This window comes from Nocardia exalbida NBRC 100660 (genome assembly GCF_000308575.1).
Classification (GTDB): Bacteria; Actinomycetota; Actinomycetes; order Mycobacteriales; family Mycobacteriaceae; genus Nocardia; species Nocardia exalbida.
Genome location: NZ_BAFZ01000057.1, coordinates 1 through 20,756, shown reverse-complemented (window position 1 = coordinate 20,756; position 20,756 = coordinate 1). Strand labels below are relative to the sequence as shown.

Sequence of the window (20,756 nt, the reverse complement as noted above, 5' to 3'; positions counted from 1 at the left end):
CGTCGAAATGCGATGTCATCGAATAGGAGGCGACATTGTTCGCCGAGTTCACGCACTGGACCGATACGCTCGTCCGGCGGCGATTCACGGTCGTCGGGGTCATGGTCGCCGGACTGCTCGCCCTGGGTGTGTACGGCCTCGGCCTCGGCGATCACCTCAGCGTCAGCGGGTGGGACGATCCGACCTCGGAATCGGCGCGCGCGGCGCGCCTCAAAGACGAGGCATTCGGCCACGACCACATCGCCGACGTGCTCTTGCTGTTCCACGCCCCGGCGGGCAAGACGATCGATGACCCGGCCTTCGCCGCCACGGTCGTCGGCCACTTGAACAGCCTGCCGCAACGCTTTCCGGAGCAGATCACGAAGATCAACGCCAGTTACTGGCCGACCGACACCGGACTCGACCTACCGGATGTCTTCGGCTCCCCCGACCGCGACTACGCCTTCGCCTCCGTCGCCATTCGCGGCGGCAACGACACGCTGGTGATGCGCCACTATCGGACGGTCGCCGACGAGTTCCCGATACCGGGCATCGACATGGAGGTCGCCGGCGGGCAGCCGGTCGCTGCCGCCCTCAACGACACCATGGCCCACGATCAGCGGCGGATGGAGCTGTTCGCCGTTCCCGCCGTGGCGGTGCTGTTGTTCTTCCTGTTCGGCGGCGTCGTGGCGGCCGCGCTCCCGCTCGTCGTCGGTGGGCTGACGGTGCTGGGGGCGTGGGGGATCATTCGCGCCCTGACCACCGTGACCGAGGTGAACTCCTTCGTCTCGCCGGTGGTCTCGATGATCGGTCTCGGCCTGGCCATCGACTACGGCCTGTTCATCGTGAGCCGGTTCCGTGAGGAGCTGGCCGACGGTCGCGAGGTGCCCGAGGCGGTACAGCGCACGGTCGCGACCGCCGGACGAACCGTCGTGTTCTCGGCGATCATCGTGGTCGTCGCGGCGGGCGCCATTCTGCTGTTCCCGCAGGGCTTCCTGCGTTCGTTCGCCTTCGGCGCGATGGTGACGGTCACCCTGGCGGCGCTGATCTCGATCACGGTGCTGCCCGCCATGCTGGCCGTGCTCGGCACGCGTGTGGATCGGCTGGGCTTCAACCGCTTCCACGCGCGCCGGGCGAGCGACCGCGAGCGGGACAATCCGTGGGGCCGTATCGCCGGGTGGGTCATGCGCAGGCCGCTGGCGGTGGCGGTTCCGCTGGTGGCCGTCCTGGTGGTGCTCATCGCCCCGGTGCGCGACGTGGCCTTCGGCGGCATCTCCGAGCGCTTCCTGCCGCCGCAGCATCCGGCTCGCGCGGCGCAGCAGCACTTCGATCAGGTCTTCCCGCTGCGTCAGATGAACCCGGTCGACCTGGTGCTGATCACCCACGACACCACCGACGTCGACGGGGTGGTGGCCCAGGCGGGCCGGGCCCCTGGCCTCATCGCGCCGTTCCCGCGCGCGGTGCAGGGACCGGGGCATCCGAACGTCTTCACCACCTCGACGGTGCTGCGTGACGCGCACGACGCGAACGCGACCATCGACTATCTGCGCTCCATGCCGGTGCCGAAGGGCACGACAGTGCTGATCGGCGGGCAGCCCGCGCAGCAGCGCGACAGCGTCGACGCGCTGCTGCGCCGGATACCGCTGATGATCGCGCTCGTCTTCCTGGTCACCACCGTGCTGATGGTGCTGGCCTTCGGCTCGGTGGTGCTGCCGCTCAAAGCCGCGGTGCTGAATCTGCTCGGGCTCGGCTCCACGCTCGGCATACTCACCTGGATCTTCGTCGAGGGCCACGGCGCGGGTCTGCTCGACGTCACCCCGCAGCCGATCATGGCGCTGGTGCTGGTGCTGATCGTCGCCGTGATCTACGGCTTGTCGACCGACTACGAGGTCTTCCTGCTCGCCCGCATCGTGGAAGCGCGGGCGGCGGGCGCGACCACCACCGAGGCCGTACGCGCGGGCATCGCCCGCACGGGGTGGATCATCACCGCCGCCGCCCTGGTCCTGCTGGTGGTGACCGGAGCCTTCGCGCTGTCGGATCTGGTCATGATGCAGTACATCGCCTTCGGCATGGTCGCGGCGCTGTTCATCGACGCGACGATCCTGCGCATGCTGCTGGTGCCCGCGATCATGCGGCTGCTCGGCGACGCCTGCTGGTGGGCTCCGTCCTGGCTGCGACGCGGCGTGCGGCACAGCACTCCCGAGGCCGAGGAAGCCCGCGCCGAAGCCGTCCAGGGCTCCGAACGCCCCTAGTTCACCGGGAGGGTGTCCCTCCGCGAGCGCGGCGCGGAGAACAAATCGCCGCCTGGTGGGCACCCGTGATCACGACGAGTCGCCGTCGCGCCGGATGGTCTCAGCGATCGGTGTCGGAAAGCGTGCTGCGCGGAGAAGCGATCAGTTCGCGGTCGACCAGCTCCACGGACTCGCGGCCGCCCGCGCGCGGTCCGGAAGCGCCAGCGTGAGCGCGGCGAGGCCGAGGGCCGCGGCGGCGATGGCCGAGAGCATGATCATGCTGCCCGACAGCGTGTGCGCGCGGAAGAACAGCGCGCTGAGCACCGCCAGTCCGACCGAATTACCGATCTGTTCGATGGTGGGAAGCAAACCCGACGCCTCACCCATGGCCCGATCGTCCAGATCCGCCAGCATCAGCGGCTGTAGCGGCACCCCGAACACCCCGACCCCGAAGCCTGCGAGGAATACCGGTCCGACCACCAGCGGCAAGTTCACCACCCCCGATTCCACGTACAGGTATCCCACCCCCACCATGACGCACCCGCCGAAGACGGCGATTCCGGCGGCCGGCGCCCGGATCCCCCAGCGGTTCACCGATATCGGCGACAGCACCGCGCCCGCGCCCGCGCCGAGGGCGAACGGTGTCATCGCCAGACCGGTTCGCAGCGCGGAGAACCGCAGCACGTCCTGCAGCAGGATCGAGACGGTGAACACGAACGCGGTGAACAGGCCGAAGAAGATCATCACCAGCGCCGATCCGACCGCGAAGCCCCGGTCGGAGAACAGGTCCAGCCGCACCAGCGCGCGGCCGCCGCGGCGGCGCGTCGCGCGCTCGTGGGCTACGAACACCGCGCCGCACACCACCGCGCCCGCGATGTACATCCCGTGCGACGGACGCCAGCCCGCCTGTTGACCGTCCGACAGCGCGAACAGCAGCAGGAACAGCGCCGTGGTGGCCACCACGGTCCCGCGCAGATCCAGCGGGTCCCGCTCCGTCGCCGGACCCAATCGCAGGTACCCCGCGGCCAGCGCCATCGCCAGCACGCCCAGCGGCAGATTCATCAGGAAGATCGCGTGCCAGCCGAGCCCGAACGGATCGAGGGTGATCAGCGCGCCGCCCAGGATCGGGCCGAGCATTCCGGCGAAACCGGCTGTCGCGCCGTACACCGCGAAGGCGTACTGATGGTGCTCGCGCCGGAAGCTCGCGGTGATGATGGCGATGGTCTGCGCCGCCATTCCCGCCCCCGCCACACCCTGGACGATCCGGGCGATCACCAGTTCCGTCGCGCTGGAGGACATCCCGCACCACACCGAGGCCGCCGTGAAGGCCGCCGCCGACCACAGGAACATCCGGCGGCGCCCGGCGCTCGCGCCGACGCGCGCGGCGGTGAGCAGCACGCAGGCGAAGGCCAGCGAGTAACCGGCCACCACCCACAGCTGTTCGGACCGCGTCGCCCGCAGCTCCGTGGTGACGGCCGGAAGGGCGGTGTTGACGATCGTCACATCGATCATCTGCATGAAGACCGAGATCAGGCACGCCCCGAACGAGCCGAGCGCCACCGCTGCCTCTTTGCGGGTCATCGAATCGCCGCTTCGATCGTCGGCCACGAATTGTGCAGGTCCTGTTGCCAGTAGCCCCAGGAGTGCGTGCCGTTCGGCCGGAAATCGAAGGTGGCCGCGACACCCAGCTGGCGCAGCCGGTCCTGCAACTGATGGGTGCACAGATTCGCCACCGCCTCCAGCGGTGCCCCGAACACCAGCTGATAGAGCAGGTGCGCGATGTCGCCGTGCACGCCGTCGAGAGTGTCCATCGACCCGGGTTGCCCGGTTCCTGTGGAGACGTAGATGGCGAGGCCGCGCAGCCGGTCCGCGTGCAGGTACGGATCATTCGCGCGCCACGCGGGATCGCTCGGCGGCCCCCACATGTTGACGACGTTGCCGCGCTGCTGGGTGACCACCGCTTGGACCATCGCCTGGCCCGCGGGATCGCTGGTGCGCACGCAGCCGCTGTAGGAACCGATCGCGTGGTACAGACCCGGTGCGGCCATGGCCAATTGGAACACCGAGGTCCCGCCCATCGAGATGCCGGCGATGGCGTTGGCTCCGGAGCCGTTGAACGTGGCGTCGACGAGCGGCGGCAGCTCCTCGGTCAGGAAGGTGGACCAGCGCTGCCTGCCCAGGACCGGGTCGTCGCTGCGCCAGTCGGTGAAGTAGCTGCCCGCGCCGCCGAAGGGGATGACGACGTTCACCTGCTTGTCGCGAAAGAAATCGACGAGATCCGTGCCCTCGAGCCAATTCTTGTCCGCGCCGCCGTCGGCGCCGTTGAGGAGATAGAACGTCGGCGCGGGCTCATCCGGATCGGCCGCGCGCAGCAGACGAATCCGCGTGGTGCTGTTCATCGCGGCCGAATACACCTCGAGTTCCGATTGCCGGTCGGATTCGAAACGCGTTTCCACTATTCGCGAGGCGTCTGCCGCCACTCCGCTCTGCGGCGGGTCGGCACGGACCGGCCGTGCGCCTGTGATCAACGCACCGGCCAAAGTGAGGACCGCGGCGAGTGCCGCGCCTGTTCGCTGCAAATATTCGGGCATGTCGGACTCCTGGCCCCGAGTAGGAGGGCTCGAATTCGCAGTCAATAACATCGCCCGGCCGGGCCGCCAGATGTTCGAGCGATCCTGTGTCTCTTACCAATTCCGCTCGGCGGCCAATTCCGAATATTCCCAAAATCGCGCGTGCGGCCATCGGCGTCCTGCGCTATCACCCTCATCGAGACGGGTGCAGTGCTTTCCACGCGGCGTATCGCTCGGGGAGGCAAACGGCGCAGGGGCGATAACCCGCGGCCAGCGCGTCGAGTTCGGTGGCGAAGAAGACGCGGTGCCGCCGATAGCCCCCGCGACCGAGGGCCCGCAGGGCGGACGGGCAGTCGAGGCGGCCGTAGATCCGGCTGCGGCGATGACCGCCGTAACGCCCCGGCACTGCGCTGGGATACGCCCGGCCGTCGTCGCCGAGCAACATGTACACCGGCGGCTACTGCGCGTCGTGCAGCACGAGGCCCAATGTGTGCCGCAGGCCGCCGCGCACGCGGCTGACGCCGTGGCGCATCGGGGCGCGGGACCACCCTCGGCTGGAGCGCGCCGGCCGATCACGAGTGGTGAAGATCAGCGCGTGCCCCTGTTCCAGTACGGAGACGCTCGCTTTCGACTGTGCGCGCGGCCGCTGTTCCACCAGCACGAATTCCCCACCGCTGTAGTCGATCCCGGGCCGATCCAAGCCGATGACGACCTGCAGCGGGAAGACCAGTTCGCCGTAGAGATCCCGGTGCAGGGCGTTCCAGTCACCGCGGCGGTAGCGCAACAAGATCGGGGTCGGCTTCGTCTGGCCCGCGGCGTGGCAGGTGTCGAGCCAGTCCGCGAAGTCGTCCGGCCACGGAGCCGGGTCGCCGAACCGCTCGGCCCAGGATCGCGCCGACGGCAGGAGTCTTCGGTAGAAGGCCGCTCGCAGGGCCGTGATCGGCTCGGGCACCGGATTCGCGAAGTACCGGTAGGTGCCTTCGCCGAATCGGTAGCGTGCCATGTCGACGGTGGAACGGAAGCGGGCGAGGTCGTCCCACATGGCGGTGAACTCGGCGCACTCGGCCGGGGTGAGGATCGGTCCGGTCGCCGCGCAGCCGTGGGCGTCGATTTCCTCGAGCAGCGCCCGCCACGGCTGGGCCTCGACGCGCTCGGCCGGGGAAGCACCGGATTCCGCGAGCTCTGCGGGCAGTGTCGGGTCCGCGGGATGGTGACCGTCCCTGGCCGCGCCGCTGCCGCGCGCGCTCATGCGGCCTCCATGCTCAGCAGCGCGTGCTTGGCGGTGATGCCGCCGACGTACTGTCCGATGGACCCGTCGCCGCGCACCACCCGGTGGCACGGGATCACCACCGGCAGCGGATTGCGGGCGCAGGCGGAGCCGACCGCGCGCACCGCACGCGGGTTGCCGACCGCGGCGGCCACCGCGCCGTAGCTCGCGCGCTGTCCGTAGCCGATGGCGGGCAGGTGCTCGATCACCTGACGGCGGAATCCCGCGGCCAGCCGCAGATCCAGCGGCAGGTCGAAATGCGTTCGGCTGCCCGCGAAGTACTCCTCGATCTGCCGCGCCGCCGCGTCCAGCCGGGCGGGCGCCGCGAGAATCCGGGGGCTGATCCGGGCGGCCAGCGTGGCGAGCACCGTGTCGTGGTCTTCGGTGGGGTAGGCGACGCGGACGAGTCCGGCGGGCGTCGCGGCCAGCAGCAACGTCCCGACGGGGGTGTCCAGCAGGCGGTAGGCGACATCGAGCAGGCCCGCCGCTTCGGCGTCGGCGGTCAGTCGCGCGTGCAGGGTGGCGAGCAGGTCGGCGTCGGGGGTCAGGGCGCGCGACAACCCGTCGCCGCGGTCGAGGGTGGCCATCATGCTTCATCCTTCGGGTAGAGCTTGCGCAGGGTCTTCAGGCCGTCCGCGGCGGCGCGGCGGGCGGCGTCGGGCGAGTTGCCGAGCAGTTCGGCGATCTCCGCGTGCGGAAGCCCGGCCAGGTAGTGGTAGGCGACCGCCTGGCGCTGCTTGGTGGGCAGCGCGCGCAGGGCGGCCCAGAGGTCGGGGTCGTAGTCGGCGGGTCCCGGGGCGGTGGCGGGACGTTCCGGCAGCGACTCGGCCGGGACGGGCGCACGGGTGAGCGCTCGCCCGACGTCGATCGCGCGGCGATGCGCGATGGTCACCAGCCATGCCTCGATGTTCGTCTCCGAGGAGAGACCGGGAAACGCGCGCAGCGCCGAGAGAAACGTTTCCGACCAGGCGTCGGCCGCGTCGGACGGGCCGAGCACCGCCCGGCAGACGCGCAACACCATGGGGCCGTATTCGGCCACTATTTCCTCGAACGGGGGCAGGCTCACACCGGGTAGACGCCGCGGGCGCCGGGAACGTGAGATTCCGTCATCGGGGCCCGGATTCTCCCTCCCTGCGCGACAGCCCGCTGGCGCGCAGCACCCGCCGCGCGATACCCGCGCGGATGGACTCGTCGGTGCCGATGATCCGCACGTGCCGCCGCGCCCTGGTGATCGCGGTGTACAGCAATTCCCTGGTCAGCAGGGTCGATTCGGGCTCCGGCAGGACGACGGACACGGTGTCGTACTGGCTGCCCTGACTGCGGTGGATCGTCATGGCGAACACCGTGACCACCGCGGGGAACTGCGTGGGATGCACCAGATACGGTTCGCTGCCGCGTTGCAGCGCCGCACGCAGCGAACCGTCGGGCATGCGCACGACCACCCCGGTGTCGCCGTTGTAGATCCGCGCCTCGTGGTCGTTCGCGGTGACCAGCAGCGGTTGTCCCGGGTACCACGGCGCCTGGTGGGCATCGGGGCCCACTCCCCCGGCGGCGGCCCACTCCGCGGCCATCCGGTCCCAGCGCTCGACGCCGAACGGCCCCTGCCGGTGCGCGCACAGCACGCGATGCGATTCGAGCGCGCTCAACGCGCCCGCCGCGTCGCCGCCGAGCGCGGCGGCGGTGACCGCACTCGCGGCGCGCACCACGTCGGCGCGCACCGCGGTCGGTTCGTCGGGCGCGCCGAGCGACAATTCGTCGCCGCCCGCCCGCAACAGCTCGAGCGCGGTGTCCGCGTCCCCCGCGCGCACCGCCACCGCCAGGTCGGCGATCCGGCCGCCGAATCTGCGTCCCCTGGTCAGCCGGACGATGCCGCCGCGCAGGCGGGTGCGCTCCAGCGTGGTCAACGACTCGGCGTGATCGGCGGTGGTCTCCGGTCCGAGGATCTCGTCGAGGACGGGGTTCGGGGTGGTGGCGACCGGTCCGGCGACCAGGTCGGCCAGTACCGCGCCTGCGTCGACCGAGGCGAGCTGGTCCGGATCGCCCACCAGGATCAGGCGGGTGTCCGGGCGCAGCGCGGCGAGCAACCTGCTCATCATGGTCAAGGAGACCATCGAGGTCTCGTCGACCACGATCACGTCGTAGGGCAGCCGGTTGAACTCGTGGTGCTTGAACCGGGTGCTGCGTCCCCGCTGCCAGCCGAGCAGCCGGTGCAGTGTGGCGGCGGTGAGTTCTGGCAGTCCGAGCGAGACGGCTTGCTCGCGCACGGCTTCCTGGAGGCGCGCGGCCGCTTTGCCGGTCGGGGCGGCCAGCGCGATACGCAGGGCGGGCAGCTTCGGCTCGGCGGCACGGTGCGCGGACAGCAAGGCGATGATCCGCGCGATGGTGTGGGTCTTGCCGGTGCCCGGCCCGCCGGCCACCACGGTGGTCCAGTGCGTCGCCGCGAGCGCGGCGGCCAGCCGCTGGCGGTCCGGCGCGGTACCGGCCTGCGCGTCGAACAACCGGTCCAGCTCGCGTCGCACGATATGCGGATCGACCACCGGATGGTGTGCGGAGCGCTCGGTGAGCACCCGCCGGATCGTCTGCTCCTGCCGGTAGTACCGGTCGAGGTAGAGCAGCGGGCCGGCATCGCCCGCCCCCTGGGATTCGACCAGCCGCAGCGGACGCAACGGGCCCGCGGGCCCGCCGAGCACCAGCGGGCTCACCCGCAGCGCGTCGACCACCGCCGGGATGTCCGGCCACGGCAGCGTCGCCGGATCGACGCCCGCGTCCCAGGTCTCGTCGGCGTCGACGCCGATCTCCCGCATCCGGTGCAATTCCAGGCACACCGAGCCGGAACGCACCGCGCGCACGGCCAGCGCGGCGGCGAACAGCACCGGCTCCGACGATTCCCGGCCCAGCCGGCCCAACCGCAGCGCCACGTGCACGTCGGCCGCCGACAGCACGCCCGCCTCGTTGAACGTGCGCAGCAGCCCGGTTCCCCGCTGCGCCACCTGGATCGAGGTCACTGCGCCGCCTCCCCGGCCAGCAGCGCCGACAGCGCGACGACGAGAGCGGCGGGTGGGTGCCAGTCGAAGACACCGCACCCGGCGGGGGTCTCCGGTCCGATCATGCCGCGCACGAACAGGTACCGAACCCCGCCGAGGTGCCGGGCGGGGTCGTAGCCGGGCAACCGCCAGCGCAGATACCGGTGCAACGCCACCGAATACAGCAGCGCTTGCAGCGGATAGTGGGAACGCAGCATCTCGGCGGCCATGCGGTCGCGGGTGTAGTGCGCGACGGTCAGATCGCCGGTGCCCAGCCGGTTGGTCTTGTAGTCGACGACGACGAATCGCGGCTGCGCGCCGCTCGCGACGCGCAGCACGGCGTCGATGCTGCCGGTCAGGTAGCCGCGCAGCGGGATGTCCTCCAGCGCCGCCGCCAGGTCGGCGTACGGGAGCATGTCGTCGTCCGCCGGGAGATGCTCACGCAGCAAGCCCGCGATATGCCGCAGCGTCGCCGAGCCCGCGCCGACGCGATCCCCGCCCGCCAGCGGCAATTCGAACTCGAGTTCGCTGAGGCGGTCGCGGGGGGCGATGTCGGCCAGGCAGCCGCCGTCGAGTGGGGTGCGCAGCACCGCCAGCAGTGCGGTGGCCAGCACATCCGGATCCATCTCGGCCATCAGCTCGCCCACCGCCTCGCGGCACCGGTCGCGCACCTCGGCCGCCAGATCCGGGCGGCCGGTGTCGATCCGCTCCAGGACGCCGTGCACCAACGTGCCGAACTCCGCGCCGTAAGGCAGCGTGTTCATCAGCGACGCCGCGCCCGCCGGTTCGGGCTCCGCGCCGAGCAGGGAGGTGCCCGCGGGCTCGTCGCCCGGCCCGCGCGGATCCTCCGGTTCACTGTCGGGTTCCACCGCCGCGGGCCCGTGCGCGGACGCGGTCAACGCCGAGTACGAGGTGCGCCGCCACTGCTGGTCCAGCACCCGGTCGAAGCGCGCGGCGGCCAATGCGCCCTGCCCGGGTGCGGTGCGCGCCCGCCGGATCTCGACGTCGCCGGTCCCGGCGACCGCCGTCACCGATATCGCCGCACCCGCGGTCTGCGCCCATGCCGAAAGAGACTGCGCGGCAACGGCATCCGCGGGAACCGCGGCGCGGTTGGCGACGACGGCGTCCCGATCGGCGCGCCCGAAGACCATCCGGTGCAGCGGCGAGGCCGCGGTGGAGATCGTGGGGGCCCACCACCCGACGATCTGGCACATGGCCCGCGTCAGCGCGACGTACAGCAGCCGCAGTTCCTCTCCGGCCTCCTCGGCCTCGCTGCGCGCCTTGCGTTCGGCGTATCCCGGGGCGTCCGGACCGCCGACGTCCAGCACGCGGGTGCCGTCGTCGGCGTGGAACAGCAACGTCGCCGGATAGGGATTCTTGGCGCTGTCCCAGGCGAACGGCAGGTAGACGACGGGGAATTCGAGCCCCTTGCTCGCGTGCACGGTGGCGATCTGGACGGCGGCGGCGTCCCGGTCGAGCCTGCGGCTGCGGTCGGCGACGGCGCCGGAGGCGGGATCGCGCACCCGGTCGGCCAGCCACCGCGTCAGCGCGGTCAGCCCGAGGCCATCGGTGAGCGCGACCTGATCGAGCAGTTGCGCGATATGCCGCAGGTCGGTGAACTGCCGCTCCCCGTTCTCGACGGCCAGCAGCCGCTGCGCGAGGCCCGCTTCGGTGGAGATCTTCTCGAACACGGCCGCGAATCCCGCGCGGGTGAACAATCGCGCCGCCTCGCGCAACTGGGCGCTCACCCGGCCGACCAGATCCGCTCCGCCGCTATCGATCTCGGCGGCTGTCACGCCGAACAGCGGCGTACACGCGGCCAGCCGCACCCGGTCGCCGCGATGCGGCTGTTCCAGCGCCCGCAGCACCCACAGCCAGTCGGTGGCGCTGCCGGTGGCGAACACGCTGATGCCGCCGGCCAGCACGGAGGCGACGCCCGCGCGGTCCAGCGCGGCGCGCACCACGTCGATCTGCGAGCGGGTGCGCACCAGCACCGCGATGTCACCGGGTCCGATCGGCCTGCGCGCCGTCTCCCCGGGAGCGGCCGACTCTTCACCGGGAGAGGCGATTTCCGCTTTGGCATCCAGGAATACGCCGGATTCGAGCAGACGGACGATATCCGCGGCGAGATCGGCGGCGACCTCGGCGCGCATCCGCCCGACGGCCGGGAAGCCGGATTTGTTCAGCGGTCCCGCGCCGGTGCGCGGCAGGCACCGCACGCGCATCGGCGTGGTGAGTTCGCCGGGTCCGGACAGCCGCGACCACCCCCTGGTCGGGGCGACCGGATACACGCGGATCTCCTCGTGCCCCAGCGCCGCACCGCCGTGCAGGTGGTCCAGGGCGGCGAGTAGTCCCGCGTCGCTGCGCCAGTTCGTGGTGAGTTCACGACGGATGTCGGCGTGCGCGACCGCGTCCAGGTAGCTGAGCACCTCCGCGCCGCGGAAGGCGTAGATCGCCTGTTTGGGATCGCCGACCAGCACCAGGGTGGCGTGCCCGTGGAACGACCTGCGCAGAATGTCCCATTGCAGGGGGTCGGTGTCCTGGAACTCGTCGACCAGGGCGACCCGGTAGCGCGCGCGGATCCGGCGGCAGGCGCGCGGGCCGTGCTCCGGATCGGCGAGCACCTCGTGCAGCAGCACCAGCAGGTCGTCGAAGTCGCGCAGCCCGGCCAGTCGCTTGCGGCGCTCGGTCTCGGCGCGCACGGCCCGCGCGAACGCCACGCGCTCACCGGCCGCGTCGTCGGGCACCAGCGCGGCGTGCCGGTCGCGCACCGCGGCCAGCGCCAGCGTGCGGCCCTCCTTGACCGAGAACGGTGGTTCGGCGCGGGCATAGCGGTGCAGATACAGATCGTCGACGACGGTGCCGACGAGGTCGTCGACGGTCTCCACCAGCCTGGTGGCCGGGTCGTGCTCGCCCGCGAGCCCGAGTTCGTCGAGCATGCGCTGGCAGAAGCTGTGGGTGGTGGCGATGGTGCCGGCGTCGAAATCCGACAGGGCGGTCAGCAACCGCCGCTGCCGCAGCCGGACCTCGTCTTCCCCGGCCTGCGCGAGATGGCGGACCAGCTCGTCGGCGTGCGCGCGGGCCGCTGCCGGGTCGGCCAATCCGGCGGCCACGGCGACGAATCGGTCGCGCGTGCGTTCCCGCAACTCCTGGGTCGCCGCGCGGCTGAATGTCACCAGCAGCAACTGGGATATGCCGATCCCGGCCTCGGCGACGTAGCGCACCGCCAGACCGACGATGGCGTGCGTCTTGCCGGTGCCCGCGCTGGCCTCCAGCACGGTCGTCCCGGTGGGCAGCGGCCCGTACGGCTCGAACGCGTCGGCGTCGAAAGCGGCCGCGTCGAAGGAGGTTTCCTGCACGGTCATGCGTGCCTCCCTCCTGCGCGGCCGGTGGTCACGCGGTCCGCGGCCGTCGCGCTCGCCCCGGTGGCCTGCCACGCCGCGCGGTCCCGAAGCGATTGTCCGAGCTGACATTCTGCCGCGCGCCCGTGCGTCCACCGGCGACCGACACGCGCCGGGGCGGTGTATTCCGGCGTCCGGCACCGGATGGCGCCGAACCGTCGCGGGCGCCCGGCCGCCGCGTGGTCGGTCACGGCTGGCCCTGATTTTCCGCGGCCAGCAGCGGGGCCCACATCCGCCGGGCCAGCGCACCGAAGCGGGTGCTCTCCCCCGGCTCGCCCGCCGCGGCGGGCGCGGCCATGAGGTCCTCCAGCCGGGGCGCCGGACCCCAGACGTAGCGCAGGTGACGGTCGGTGTGATCACCGAACGGCCCGGGACCGTTGGGGCCGCCGTTGAATTCGCGCTCCGCGGCGGCGATCGCGTCGTCGGTGCTCGCGCCACGGAGACGGCGTTCGGCGTAGACCGCGGACGCGGCGGGCGCCACCGGCAGCGGTTCGGTCAGGCCCGCGTCGCGCAGCGCGACGAGCTGACGCAAGATCTCCCCGGCCACCGGTACGTCGGGCGCGGTGAGCTCGCAGCGCCAGGCAGGACGGCCGAACTGGCCGCGGCCGGTGCTCACGGCCCGCCAGGACCGATCCTCCGTGACGGTCAGCGCGAGCAGCGAAACCCACGCCGCGATCCGGTGTTTGGGAACCAGGCGGGAGAAGGTGGTGCGGACCAGGGTGTCGCCGCGCACTTCGGGCACGGTGCCGGTGAGCCGTCGTCCGTTGCCCAGGTCGACCGCGATGTCCACCGCGCGCGCCTGGCCCGCGTAGTCCGCCTGCGCGGCGCGCACCAGCCGGTCCACGGTGTGCTCGACCTCGTCGAGCACGGCGGCGCCGAATCCGAAGGGCGGCAGGGTGCCGCGCCGCCACTCCGCCGCCCGCAACCCGGCCGGGTCCGCGCCGGTCAGGCGGGCCGCGAGCAGGCGTTCGCCCAGCTCCCACTTGGCCAGGCCGTCGAGTTCGATGGGCAGCCGGTCGGCGATGTCCTCGTCGTGCTCGGGCACTCGCAGGCCGAGACGCTGCCACAGGAAAGCACGCACCGGGTGTTCGGCGAACGAGATCAGATCGGCCAGCGCGACATCCGCCGCGTCCGCGGCGGGCAGCGGCGCGGGCAGGAATGCGGGCCGCGGTTGTGCGGGCCCGTCGGCCGCGCAGGCGCCGGCCAAGGCCGCGGTGTCGAAGCTGAACGGCTGATCGGCCCGGAAATTCCGGCGATCGAAGGACTGCAGCGGATGCCGCGTCACCACCGTACGCATCGCAGCGGCGCCGGCATGAGCGCGCAGCGCGTCCAGCAACTCGGCGACCGGAATGGCGGGCGGGCGGTGCGCCCCGCTGACCGGATCGGCGCCGGTGTGGAAGACCAGCAGTGCGTCCCGGGCCGCGAGGATCGCGTCCAGCAGCATCTGCCGGTCCTCGCTGCGCGGATCCCGTTCGCCGAGCAGCGGTTCGCGGGCCAGCACGTCGTCACCGTCCGCCGCGCTCGCGCGCGGGAACATCTCGTCGTCGAGGCCGAGCAGCACCACCACCCGGTGCGGCACCGACCGCATCGGCACCATCGTGCAGACGGTCAGCTCACCGGTGCGGAAATTGGCCCTGGTGGGGCGCGCGGCCAGCCGCGAACGCAGCAGCACACCGACATCGGCCAGCCGCAACGACACCTCGCCCGCGTGCTCGGTGGCGGCGGCGAGTTCCTGCCTGGCCTCGGTGCGCACCCATGCCTGCGCGTCCGGTACGTCGGTCAGCAGATCCAGTGCACGCGCCAGCGCCGCCGCCCATTCGTGCGCGGGCCGGGGGCCGCGCAGGTCACGCAGGCACACCGCGAGCCGATCGATGAACTCCGCGAAGCGCCCGGCCAGGTCGACGTCGTTGCTGTCCACGTCGTCCAAGGGCAGTGCGAGATCCAGCCAATCGTCCGAGGTCTCGCCCGCGGTGACGCCGAGCAGGATCCGGTCCACCGCGCTGTTGAGCGTGTTCTGCGCGAAATCGGCGAGACCGAACGCTTGGCGCTGCCGCTGCCCGATGCCCCACCGCGCCCCGGATTCGGCCGCCCACTCGCGCAGTCGTTCGATGTCGTCGTCGTCGAATCCGCAACGGCGCCGGACGGTCTCGGCGGCCGCGAGGTCGAGCACCTGGGTCACCGTCACCCGGCCGTCGGCCAGCTCGAGCAGCGCTGCGATCACCGCGAGCAGCGGATTGGTCACACCGCGTCCCCGGTCGGCCAGGCGCACCCGCAGCCGGTGCGCCGGATGTTCCGAGTCGGCCTGCGCCTCCGGCGTCCCCGAGGTGCGCTGCCCGAAGGCCGCGCGCACCAGCGGCGCATACGCCTCAACCTCCGGGCACATGATCAGCACGTCCCGCGGCTCCAGCGTCTCGTCGGCCGCGAACAGCCCGAGCAGGCATTCCCGCAGCACCTCGACCTGCCGCGCAGGGCCGTGACACGCGTGCACCTGCACGGTGCCGTCGGCTGCGGCTTTCCCCGGCACCGGCGGCCACCGGTCGTCCCGGATGCCCCGTTGCAGCGCACGCAGCAGGGTCGCGGGCGAATCGTCCTCCGCGACACCGTCTTCGGATCGAGCGGAGATGCTCGGGTGATAGGTGTCGGAGCCGGTGGCGGCGGGTACGGCCAGCCGCTGCTGCAACTCCCGCACGTCGCGGGCCAGTCCGGCCAGCAGCGGGTGGGCGACCGCCGTGACGCTGCGATCCTCGGCCCGGGTGCGGGCGGTCGGCAGCTCGCTCAGCGCCGACCAGAGGACCGGGCTGGGATGCACGAGCCACAGGTGGACGTCTCGGTCGGCGGCCAGCGCCGCCAGGACGGCGAGCTGGTCGCTGGGCAACCGGGTCACGCCGAACAACGACAGCCGCGGCGGCAGCGCGACGAGATCCGGCCGGGCACGCAACCGCGCGCAGGCGGTGTCGAGCCGCTCGGCCGGACTCGGCGCCCCGATGGCGGCACGCAGCCCGCGCCACAGCATCGGCTGCCAGAGCAGGTCGTCGGGCATCGGGGCGCCCGTCCCGTCGGTGTCCAGACCCGCCGCCCACTCGGTGATCAGCGCGGGCCGCTGGGCGGCATAGCTGTCGAACAGCGCGGCGATCCGGGCCGCGGTCGCATAGCGCCGTCCGGCCCGGTGCTCACCGCCCGCGGTGCCGCGTGCGCCGAGGTGCCTGGCCAGAACCGCGCACCACGGCTCGGACAGCGACGCATCGATCACCCGCAGCAGTGACCACACCGCCCGCTCCTGCGCCCACGGATCCTCCGTTGGCGCGACCTCGCTCGCCGCGGCCAGCACTTCGGCGACCAGCGCCGCGGGCGAGGGAAACGCGACGTTCGCGCACACGCCGTCGCCCGAGTCCTCCGCGCCGAGCACCCCCGAGAGCGTCTGCGTCAGCCAGCGCTCCACACCTTTGGCGGGTACCGCGACCACCTCGGCCGCGAAGGGATCCGCCTGCGGCGAGGCCAGCACCCCCGCGAGCACCCGGGCGAGCACGTCGGCGCGCTCGGCACGGTGGATGTGCAGCGGCATCTGCGCCCTCTCGATCGATGGTGTCCGGCTGCGCCGGCCTCGGACGTCGTGCACGTTTATACGCCCAGCGACCGACGCGCAACTGCACCGCCCCAGCGGGACGCCAGTGAAATAGACCACACGAGAACGGATTACTCCGCCGTGTCACAGCGGGACCGCCGCGGCGATGTGCGACAGTGCTGCACCGGGGAGGTAAGAGTTTGCACCGGGGCGGAACGAGAGAGCTGCACCGAAAGGCTGGTTCGCGTTCATGGATGCGATGGTGATTCCCCTGGTCCCGAGAGGCGGATTCACGGTCCGCCGGATCGGAGACCGCTGGGAGCTCGTCAACTCCCGCCACTACGGGCGCACCGTCGTCCTACACTCCTGGCCCCGGGATCGGCACACCGAGGCGTTCGAACACTGCTACCGGCTCAACGGACGCACCGTCGAAGAACTGCGCGCCGCCTTCCGCTGACGTGCCCTGGCCAGCGGTGATGAGCGAATTTCGCTGCGGCGCAAGCACCGGCACCGGGCGATAGCACACCCTGGACCCCAGCTCAAGACGTGCGTCCGGACTCGCGATGTGCGATCGTGGTCCCTCGTGCGTTACCCGTCCCCCGCCACCCGAACCGTTCCCCGCGTGGCCGCCTCCGCCTGTCTCCTCGCCGCCGCGGCGATCATCGCCCCGAGCCTGCCCGCCGCGCTCCCGATAGCGGGCGCGACGCCGCTCGCGCACACGCAGGGCTGCCTGCCCGGCTTCGACTGCGATCTGAGCAGCCGCATCGCCAAAGCCGACGCCTACCTCAACAGCCGGCCCGGTGTCACCGGCTACGTCCTGCGCGACCGTGTCTCCGGCGGCGTCTACGCCAACGCCAACGCCGAGAACGCGGTCTGGACCGCGTCCACCATCAAGCTCGCGATCGCCGCCGACCTGCTCAACCGGGCGCGCGTCGGCGCCATCAACCTGACCCCCGAGGATCGCGGGCTGATGGAAGGAATGCTCGCCACCTCCAACGACGGCGCCGCCGACATGCTCTGGACCAAGTACGCGGGGATCGACCGCATGGCGTTCAACAACGCCTTCCGCGCCAACGGGATGAGCTCGCTGGTGCCGCAGCCCACCAACACCGCGCTGTTCCCGGACTGGTCGTTCCAGAAGTGCACCGCCGCCGACCTCGACCGGCTGATGGACCACATCCTCAACCACATGCACCCCGACGACCGCAACTACCTGGTCGACCGGATGCGCGCGGTGGACTCCAACCAGCACTGGGGCGTATGGGGCGCGGGCGCGAGCATGCGTCCCGGCCTCAAGAACGGCTGGTCGGCCGAACAAGGCGGCTGGGTGGTCAACTCGGTCGGCTTCGCGGGACCGGGCGAGCGCTACACGCTGGCCATCATGAGCTCGCTGGGTGACGCGGGCGGCTACACCGAGGGCGCCGAGACCGACACCAAGCTCGCGGAGATCCTGCTCGCAGGCCGCTGACCCGGCCGGGCCGGTCGCTCAGGCGGCCGCGCGCCTGTGCAACGTCATCGGCGCACCGTCCCTGGGGAAGGGAATCGTGGTGAATCCCCAGGGCATGCGGTATTCGTCGGGGATCCGCCACTCGTATTCGCGCACCAGGGCGGCGGCCACCGTCTTCACCTCGAAGGTGCCGAAGTGCATCCCGATGCACTTGTGCGCGCCCGCTCCGAACGGCATCCAGGCCAGGCGGTGCGACTTGTCCTCGCGCCGCTGTTCGCCGAACCGCTCCGGATCGAAGCGCTCGGGCCGGGTCCACAGTTCGGGCAGCAGGTGATTCACCTGGTAGGCGAGGTCGACGGGGGCGCCCGCCGGGATGTAGTGACCCGCGATCTCGGTGTCGCGCACGGCGCGGCGCGACAATCCGGGAACCGGCGGCATCAGCCGCAGACTCTCCCGGACCACCAGATCCAGGTCGCGCAGCGCCTCCAGGTCCGCGATGGCGGGCGCCGCGTCGCCGAGGCGCGCGTCCATGTCCAGCACTTCGGCGCGCACCCGCTGCTGCCAGTCGGGGTGCTTGCCCAGGTAGTAGGCCACGGCGGTGGCGGTCGTCGTGGTGGTGTCGTGCGCCGCCATGATCAAGAAGATCATGTGGTTGACCACGTCCGCGTCACCGAAGACGCCGCCGTCTTCGCTGCGGGCGTGGCATAGGCCCGAGAAGAAGTCCGCCGATTCCGCCCTGCGCTTCTGCGGCAGCATCGCGGTGAAGTAGTCCTCGAGCACTCTCCTGCCGCGCAACCCGGCCCGCCAGTGGCCGCCGGGCACGGAGTGCCGGATGATGGACAGTCCCGCGTGGGTGCAGTCGACGAACGCGTCGATCAACTGCCTGCGCTGCGGCCCGACGTCGGCGGCCATGAAGCTCTCGCCCGCGATGTCGAGGGTCAGCTCCTTGATCGTCGGATACAGCCGCACCGTGCGTTCGGCGGCGCGCTCGCGCGGCACCCAGCGTGCGATGCTCGCCCGTACCACCGGGGTCAGCGCGGCCAGGTGCGCCTCGAGCCGGTCCCTGGTGAACGCCTGCTGCATGATCCGGCGGTGGAATTTGTGCTCGTCGAATTCCAGCAGCAACAGGCCCCGGCGGAAGAACGGCCCGATGAAGTAGTCCCAGCCTTGGCCGAAGTCGCGGCGGCGGTGGCCGAGCACTTCGTCCAGCGCGTCGGGTCCGGCGACCAGCACCCGGTCCACGCCGAGCGAACTGTTCAGCGACACGGGGCCGTACCGGCGGTAGCGCTCCATCATCTCGGCCGGACCCCAGCGCATGTAGTGCAATGCCCGGCCCAGGTAGGGCAGTCCGGCATCGCCGCGCACCGGCTGGGCGTCGCTGCCCCGCGGCGGGGTAGCGAGTACCTGGCGTCGCTCCGGCAGCAGTCCGAGCGCCCGGTCGATCAGATGGCCGTGCGGGACCTCGATCAGCGCGATGTTCTCCGAATCGGCCTGCACGCTGCGCTTTCGGCCGACCACACGGTCATCGGCGACCATGGCAATCCTCCCTGGGCGACAGTTACCATCGTAGGCTCTCGACCTAGTCCGCTCGGCCGATTCGCCGCGCGTCGATCCTCCCCGCCACGGCCCGGCGGCGGGGAGCAACACGCCAGGAACGGGGATCTCGCCGTGACGCTGCCCGGCGCGGCGGCTACGGTTTAGCTGTCAGGAACCGCCGCCGGGGACGAGCCCCAAGGTCCATCGAGGAGCAGGACGATGAGCACTCAGACTGTCGAGAACGGCCGGCACCGGGTGGTGGTGATCGGCTCGGGCTTCGGCGGCCTGTTCGGCACCAAGCACCTCAAGCGCGCCGACGTCGACATCACGCTGATCTCGAAGACCTCGACCCACCTGTTCCAGCCCCTGCTCTACCAGGTCGCCACCGGCATCCTTTCGGTCGGCGAGATCGCGCCCGCCACCCGGCTGGTGCTGCGCAAGCAGAAGAACGCGCAGGTGCTCCTCGGCGAGGTCACCGATATCGACCTGACCCACAACACGGTGACCTCGCGCCTGCTCGACCGGGACACGGTCACCCCGTTCGACAGCTTGATCGTCGCGACCGGCGCCCAGCAGTCCTACTTCGGCAACGACCGGTTCGCCACCTACGCACCGGGCATGAAGACCATCGACGACGCGCTGGAGCTACGCGGCCGGATTCTCGGCGCGTTCGAACAAGCCGAGCTCGCGACCACCCAGGAGGAGCGCGACCGGCTGCTGACCTTCGTCATCGTCGGCGCCGGACCGACCGGCGTCGAGCTGGCCGGGCAGATCGCCGAGCTGTCCGACCGCACCCTGGAGGGCACCTTCCACAACATCGATCCACGCGACGCGCGGGTCGTGCTCATCGAGGGCGCAGGCGCGGTGCTCGGGCCGATGGGGCCGAAGCTCGGCGGCAAGGCCGAACGACGACTGGAGAAGATGGGCGTCGAGATCCAGCTCAACGCCATGGTGATCGATGTCGACGCGTTCGGCGTCACGGTGAAGGACTCCGACGGCACGATCCGCCGCATCGAGTCGGCGTGCAAGGTCTGGTCGGCGGGTGTGCAGGCCAGCCCGCTGGGCAAGATGATCGCCGACCAGTCCGACGGCACGGAGGTCGACCGGGCGGGCCGCGTCGTGGTCGAACCGGACCTGACCGTCAAAGGCCACCCGAACGTCTTCGTGGTCGGCGATCTGATGTCGGTGCCGGATGTCCCCGGCCAGGCGCAGGGCGCCATCCAGGGCGCGACCTACGCCGCCAAGCAGATCAGTGCGGGGCTGAAGGGCCAGACGCCGCAGGAGCGCAAGCCGTTCAAGTACTTCAACAAGGGCAGCATGGCCACCATCTCGCGGTTCAGCGCCGTCTGCCAGGTGGGCAAGCTCGAGTTCGGCGGATTCATCGCGTGGCTGGCCTGGCTGGCGCTGCACCTGTACTACCTGGTCGGCTACCGCAGCAGGATCATCACCGTCATCCAGTGGTTCGTCACCTTCCTCGGCCGCAGTCGCGGGCAGATGGCGGCCACCGAACAGTGGGTCTTCGCTCGGCTGGCCTTGGAGGCGATCAGCAACGGCGACGACGAGGACGCCGAACAATTGGCCGCCGCCCTCGGCACCTCCACCAACAGCCGGGTCGCCGTGGACAAGGCGCACACCGACGCCAAGGCCGGCTGACCGGTGCAGTAGCGCGCCCGACCAATCCAGGTCGCCGACAGATCCGAATGTGAGGCGTCGACGTCTCCTTCGGATGAAAGGTGATCT

The 20,756-nt window shown here is 71.3% G+C and carries 14 protein-coding genes; 4 read left to right on the top strand and 10 right to left on the bottom strand.

What is annotated here, in order from left to right:
• The first annotated feature begins 35 nt into the window (after positions 1-35).
• Positions 36-2,231, top strand: a complete 2,196-nt coding sequence (locus ON29_RS13135; RefSeq protein WP_083863440.1) for an MMPL family transporter — start codon at positions 36-38, stop codon at positions 2,229-2,231.
• A gap of 141 nt (positions 2,232-2,372) precedes the next feature.
• Here ON29_RS13135 and ON29_RS13130 read toward each other — a convergent pair whose 3' ends face one another.
• The 9 genes from ON29_RS13130 to recC all read right to left on the bottom strand — a co-directional run bounded on the left by ON29_RS13130 (position 2,373) and on the right by recC (position 16,033).
• Positions 2,373-3,818 carry an MFS transporter gene (locus tag ON29_RS13130; RefSeq protein ID WP_245548934.1) on the bottom strand — a complete coding sequence of 482 codons (1,446 nt, stop codon included), beginning with the start codon at positions 3,816-3,818 and terminating at the stop codon, positions 2,373-2,375.
• Positions 3,788-4,801 carry an alpha/beta hydrolase gene (locus ON29_RS13125; protein ID WP_040866525.1) on the bottom strand — a complete coding sequence of 338 codons (1,014 nt, stop codon included), beginning with the start codon at positions 4,799-4,801 and terminating at the stop codon, positions 3,788-3,790. The genes ON29_RS13130 and ON29_RS13125 overlap by 31 nt, the downstream gene beginning before the upstream one ends.
• 172 nt (positions 4,802-4,973) lie before the next feature.
• Positions 4,974-5,225, bottom strand: coding sequence for an Ada metal-binding domain-containing protein (locus ON29_RS13120; protein ID WP_040866538.1), 252 nt, complete (start codon positions 5,223-5,225; stop codon positions 4,974-4,976).
• Positions 5,226-5,237: 12 nt separating this feature from the next.
• Positions 5,238-6,029, bottom strand: coding sequence for a 2OG-Fe(II) oxygenase (locus tag ON29_RS13115; RefSeq protein WP_083863438.1), 792 nt, complete (start codon positions 6,027-6,029; stop codon positions 5,238-5,240).
• Positions 6,026-6,634 (bottom strand): methylated-DNA--[protein]-cysteine S-methyltransferase, encoded by a 609-nt coding sequence (locus tag ON29_RS13110; RefSeq protein WP_051175156.1) that lies wholly within the window; start codon positions 6,632-6,634, stop codon positions 6,026-6,028. Before ON29_RS13110 ends, ON29_RS13115 begins: the two co-directional genes overlap by 4 nt.
• Positions 6,634-7,107 (bottom strand): RNA polymerase sigma factor, encoded by a 474-nt coding sequence (locus tag ON29_RS13105; RefSeq protein WP_040866535.1) that lies wholly within the window; start codon positions 7,105-7,107, stop codon positions 6,634-6,636. Before ON29_RS13105 ends, ON29_RS13110 begins: the two co-directional genes overlap by 1 nt.
• Positions 7,108-7,153: 46 nt before the next feature.
• The gene (gene recD / locus ON29_RS13100; protein WP_040866524.1) at positions 7,154-9,052 is read right to left on the bottom strand and encodes an exodeoxyribonuclease V subunit alpha; all 1,899 of its coding nucleotides are present in this window, start codon (positions 9,050-9,052) and stop codon (positions 7,154-7,156) included.
• Complete coding sequence (locus ON29_RS13095; RefSeq protein WP_040866523.1) at positions 9,049-12,435, bottom strand: UvrD-helicase domain-containing protein; 3,387 nt, start codon at positions 12,433-12,435, stop codon at positions 9,049-9,051. The genes recD and ON29_RS13095 overlap by 4 nt, the downstream gene beginning before the upstream one ends.
• Positions 12,436-12,658: 223 nt before the next feature.
• Entirely contained in the window at positions 12,659-16,033 is a 3,375-nt protein-coding gene (gene recC, locus ON29_RS13090; RefSeq protein ID WP_040866522.1) for an exodeoxyribonuclease V subunit gamma, read from the bottom strand.
• Between the two features lie 250 nt (positions 16,034-16,283).
• On the opposite strand from recC, the gene ON29_RS13085 reads away from it, so the two are divergent.
• Entirely contained in the window at positions 16,284-16,490 is a 207-nt protein-coding gene (locus ON29_RS13085; RefSeq protein WP_040866521.1) for a hypothetical protein, read from the top strand.
• 165 nt (positions 16,491-16,655) lie between these two features.
• On the top strand, positions 16,656-17,501 hold the full coding sequence (locus tag ON29_RS13080; RefSeq protein WP_083863433.1) for a serine hydrolase: 846 nt from the start codon (positions 16,656-16,658) through the stop codon (positions 17,499-17,501).
• Positions 17,502-17,519: 18 nt separating this feature from the next.
• Here the strand turns inward: ON29_RS13080 and ON29_RS13075 are convergent, their stop codons facing one another.
• The gene (locus ON29_RS13075) at positions 17,520-19,016 is read right to left on the bottom strand and encodes a cytochrome P450 (RefSeq protein ID WP_083863431.1); all 1,497 of its coding nucleotides are present in this window, start codon (positions 19,014-19,016) and stop codon (positions 17,520-17,522) included.
• Between the two features lie 219 nt (positions 19,017-19,235).
• Here ON29_RS13075 and ON29_RS13070 point away from each other — a divergent pair, with 219 nt between their 5' ends.
• Positions 19,236-20,669, top strand: a complete 1,434-nt coding sequence (locus ON29_RS13070) for an NAD(P)/FAD-dependent oxidoreductase (RefSeq protein ID WP_051175155.1) — start codon at positions 19,236-19,238, stop codon at positions 20,667-20,669.
• Positions 20,670-20,756 lie beyond the last annotated feature (87 nt).

Bases quoted from the DNA above. Each gene is read 5' to 3' on its own strand.
- ON29_RS13110 (WP_051175156.1), bottom strand. From the start codon at position 6,634: ATGGCCACCCTCGACCGCGGCGACGGGTTGTCGCGCGCCCTGACCCCC.
- ON29_RS13125 (WP_040866525.1), bottom strand. From the start codon at position 4,801: ATGCCCGAATATTTGCAGCGAACAGGCGCGGCACTCGCCGCGGTCCTC.
- recC (WP_040866522.1), bottom strand. From the start codon at position 16,033: ATGCCGCTGCACATCCACCGTGCCGAGCGCGCCGACGTGCTCGCCCGG.
- ON29_RS13085 (WP_040866521.1), top strand. From the start codon at position 16,284: ATGGATGCGATGGTGATTCCCCTGGTCCCGAGAGGCGGATTCACGGTC.
- ON29_RS13075 (WP_083863431.1), bottom strand. From the start codon at position 19,016: ATGGTCGCCGATGACCGTGTGGTCGGCCGAAAGCGCAGCGTGCAGGCC.
- ON29_RS13120 (WP_040866538.1), bottom strand. From the start codon at position 5,225: ATGTTGCTCGGCGACGACGGCCGGGCGTATCCCAGCGCAGTGCCGGGG.
- ON29_RS13115 (WP_083863438.1), bottom strand. From the start codon at position 6,029: ATGAGCGCGCGCGGCAGCGGCGCGGCCAGGGACGGTCACCATCCCGCG.
- ON29_RS13070 (WP_051175155.1), top strand. From the start codon at position 19,236: ATGAGCACTCAGACTGTCGAGAACGGCCGGCACCGGGTGGTGGTGATC.
- ON29_RS13095 (WP_040866523.1), bottom strand. From the start codon at position 12,435: ATGACCGTGCAGGAAACCTCCTTCGACGCGGCCGCTTTCGACGCCGAC.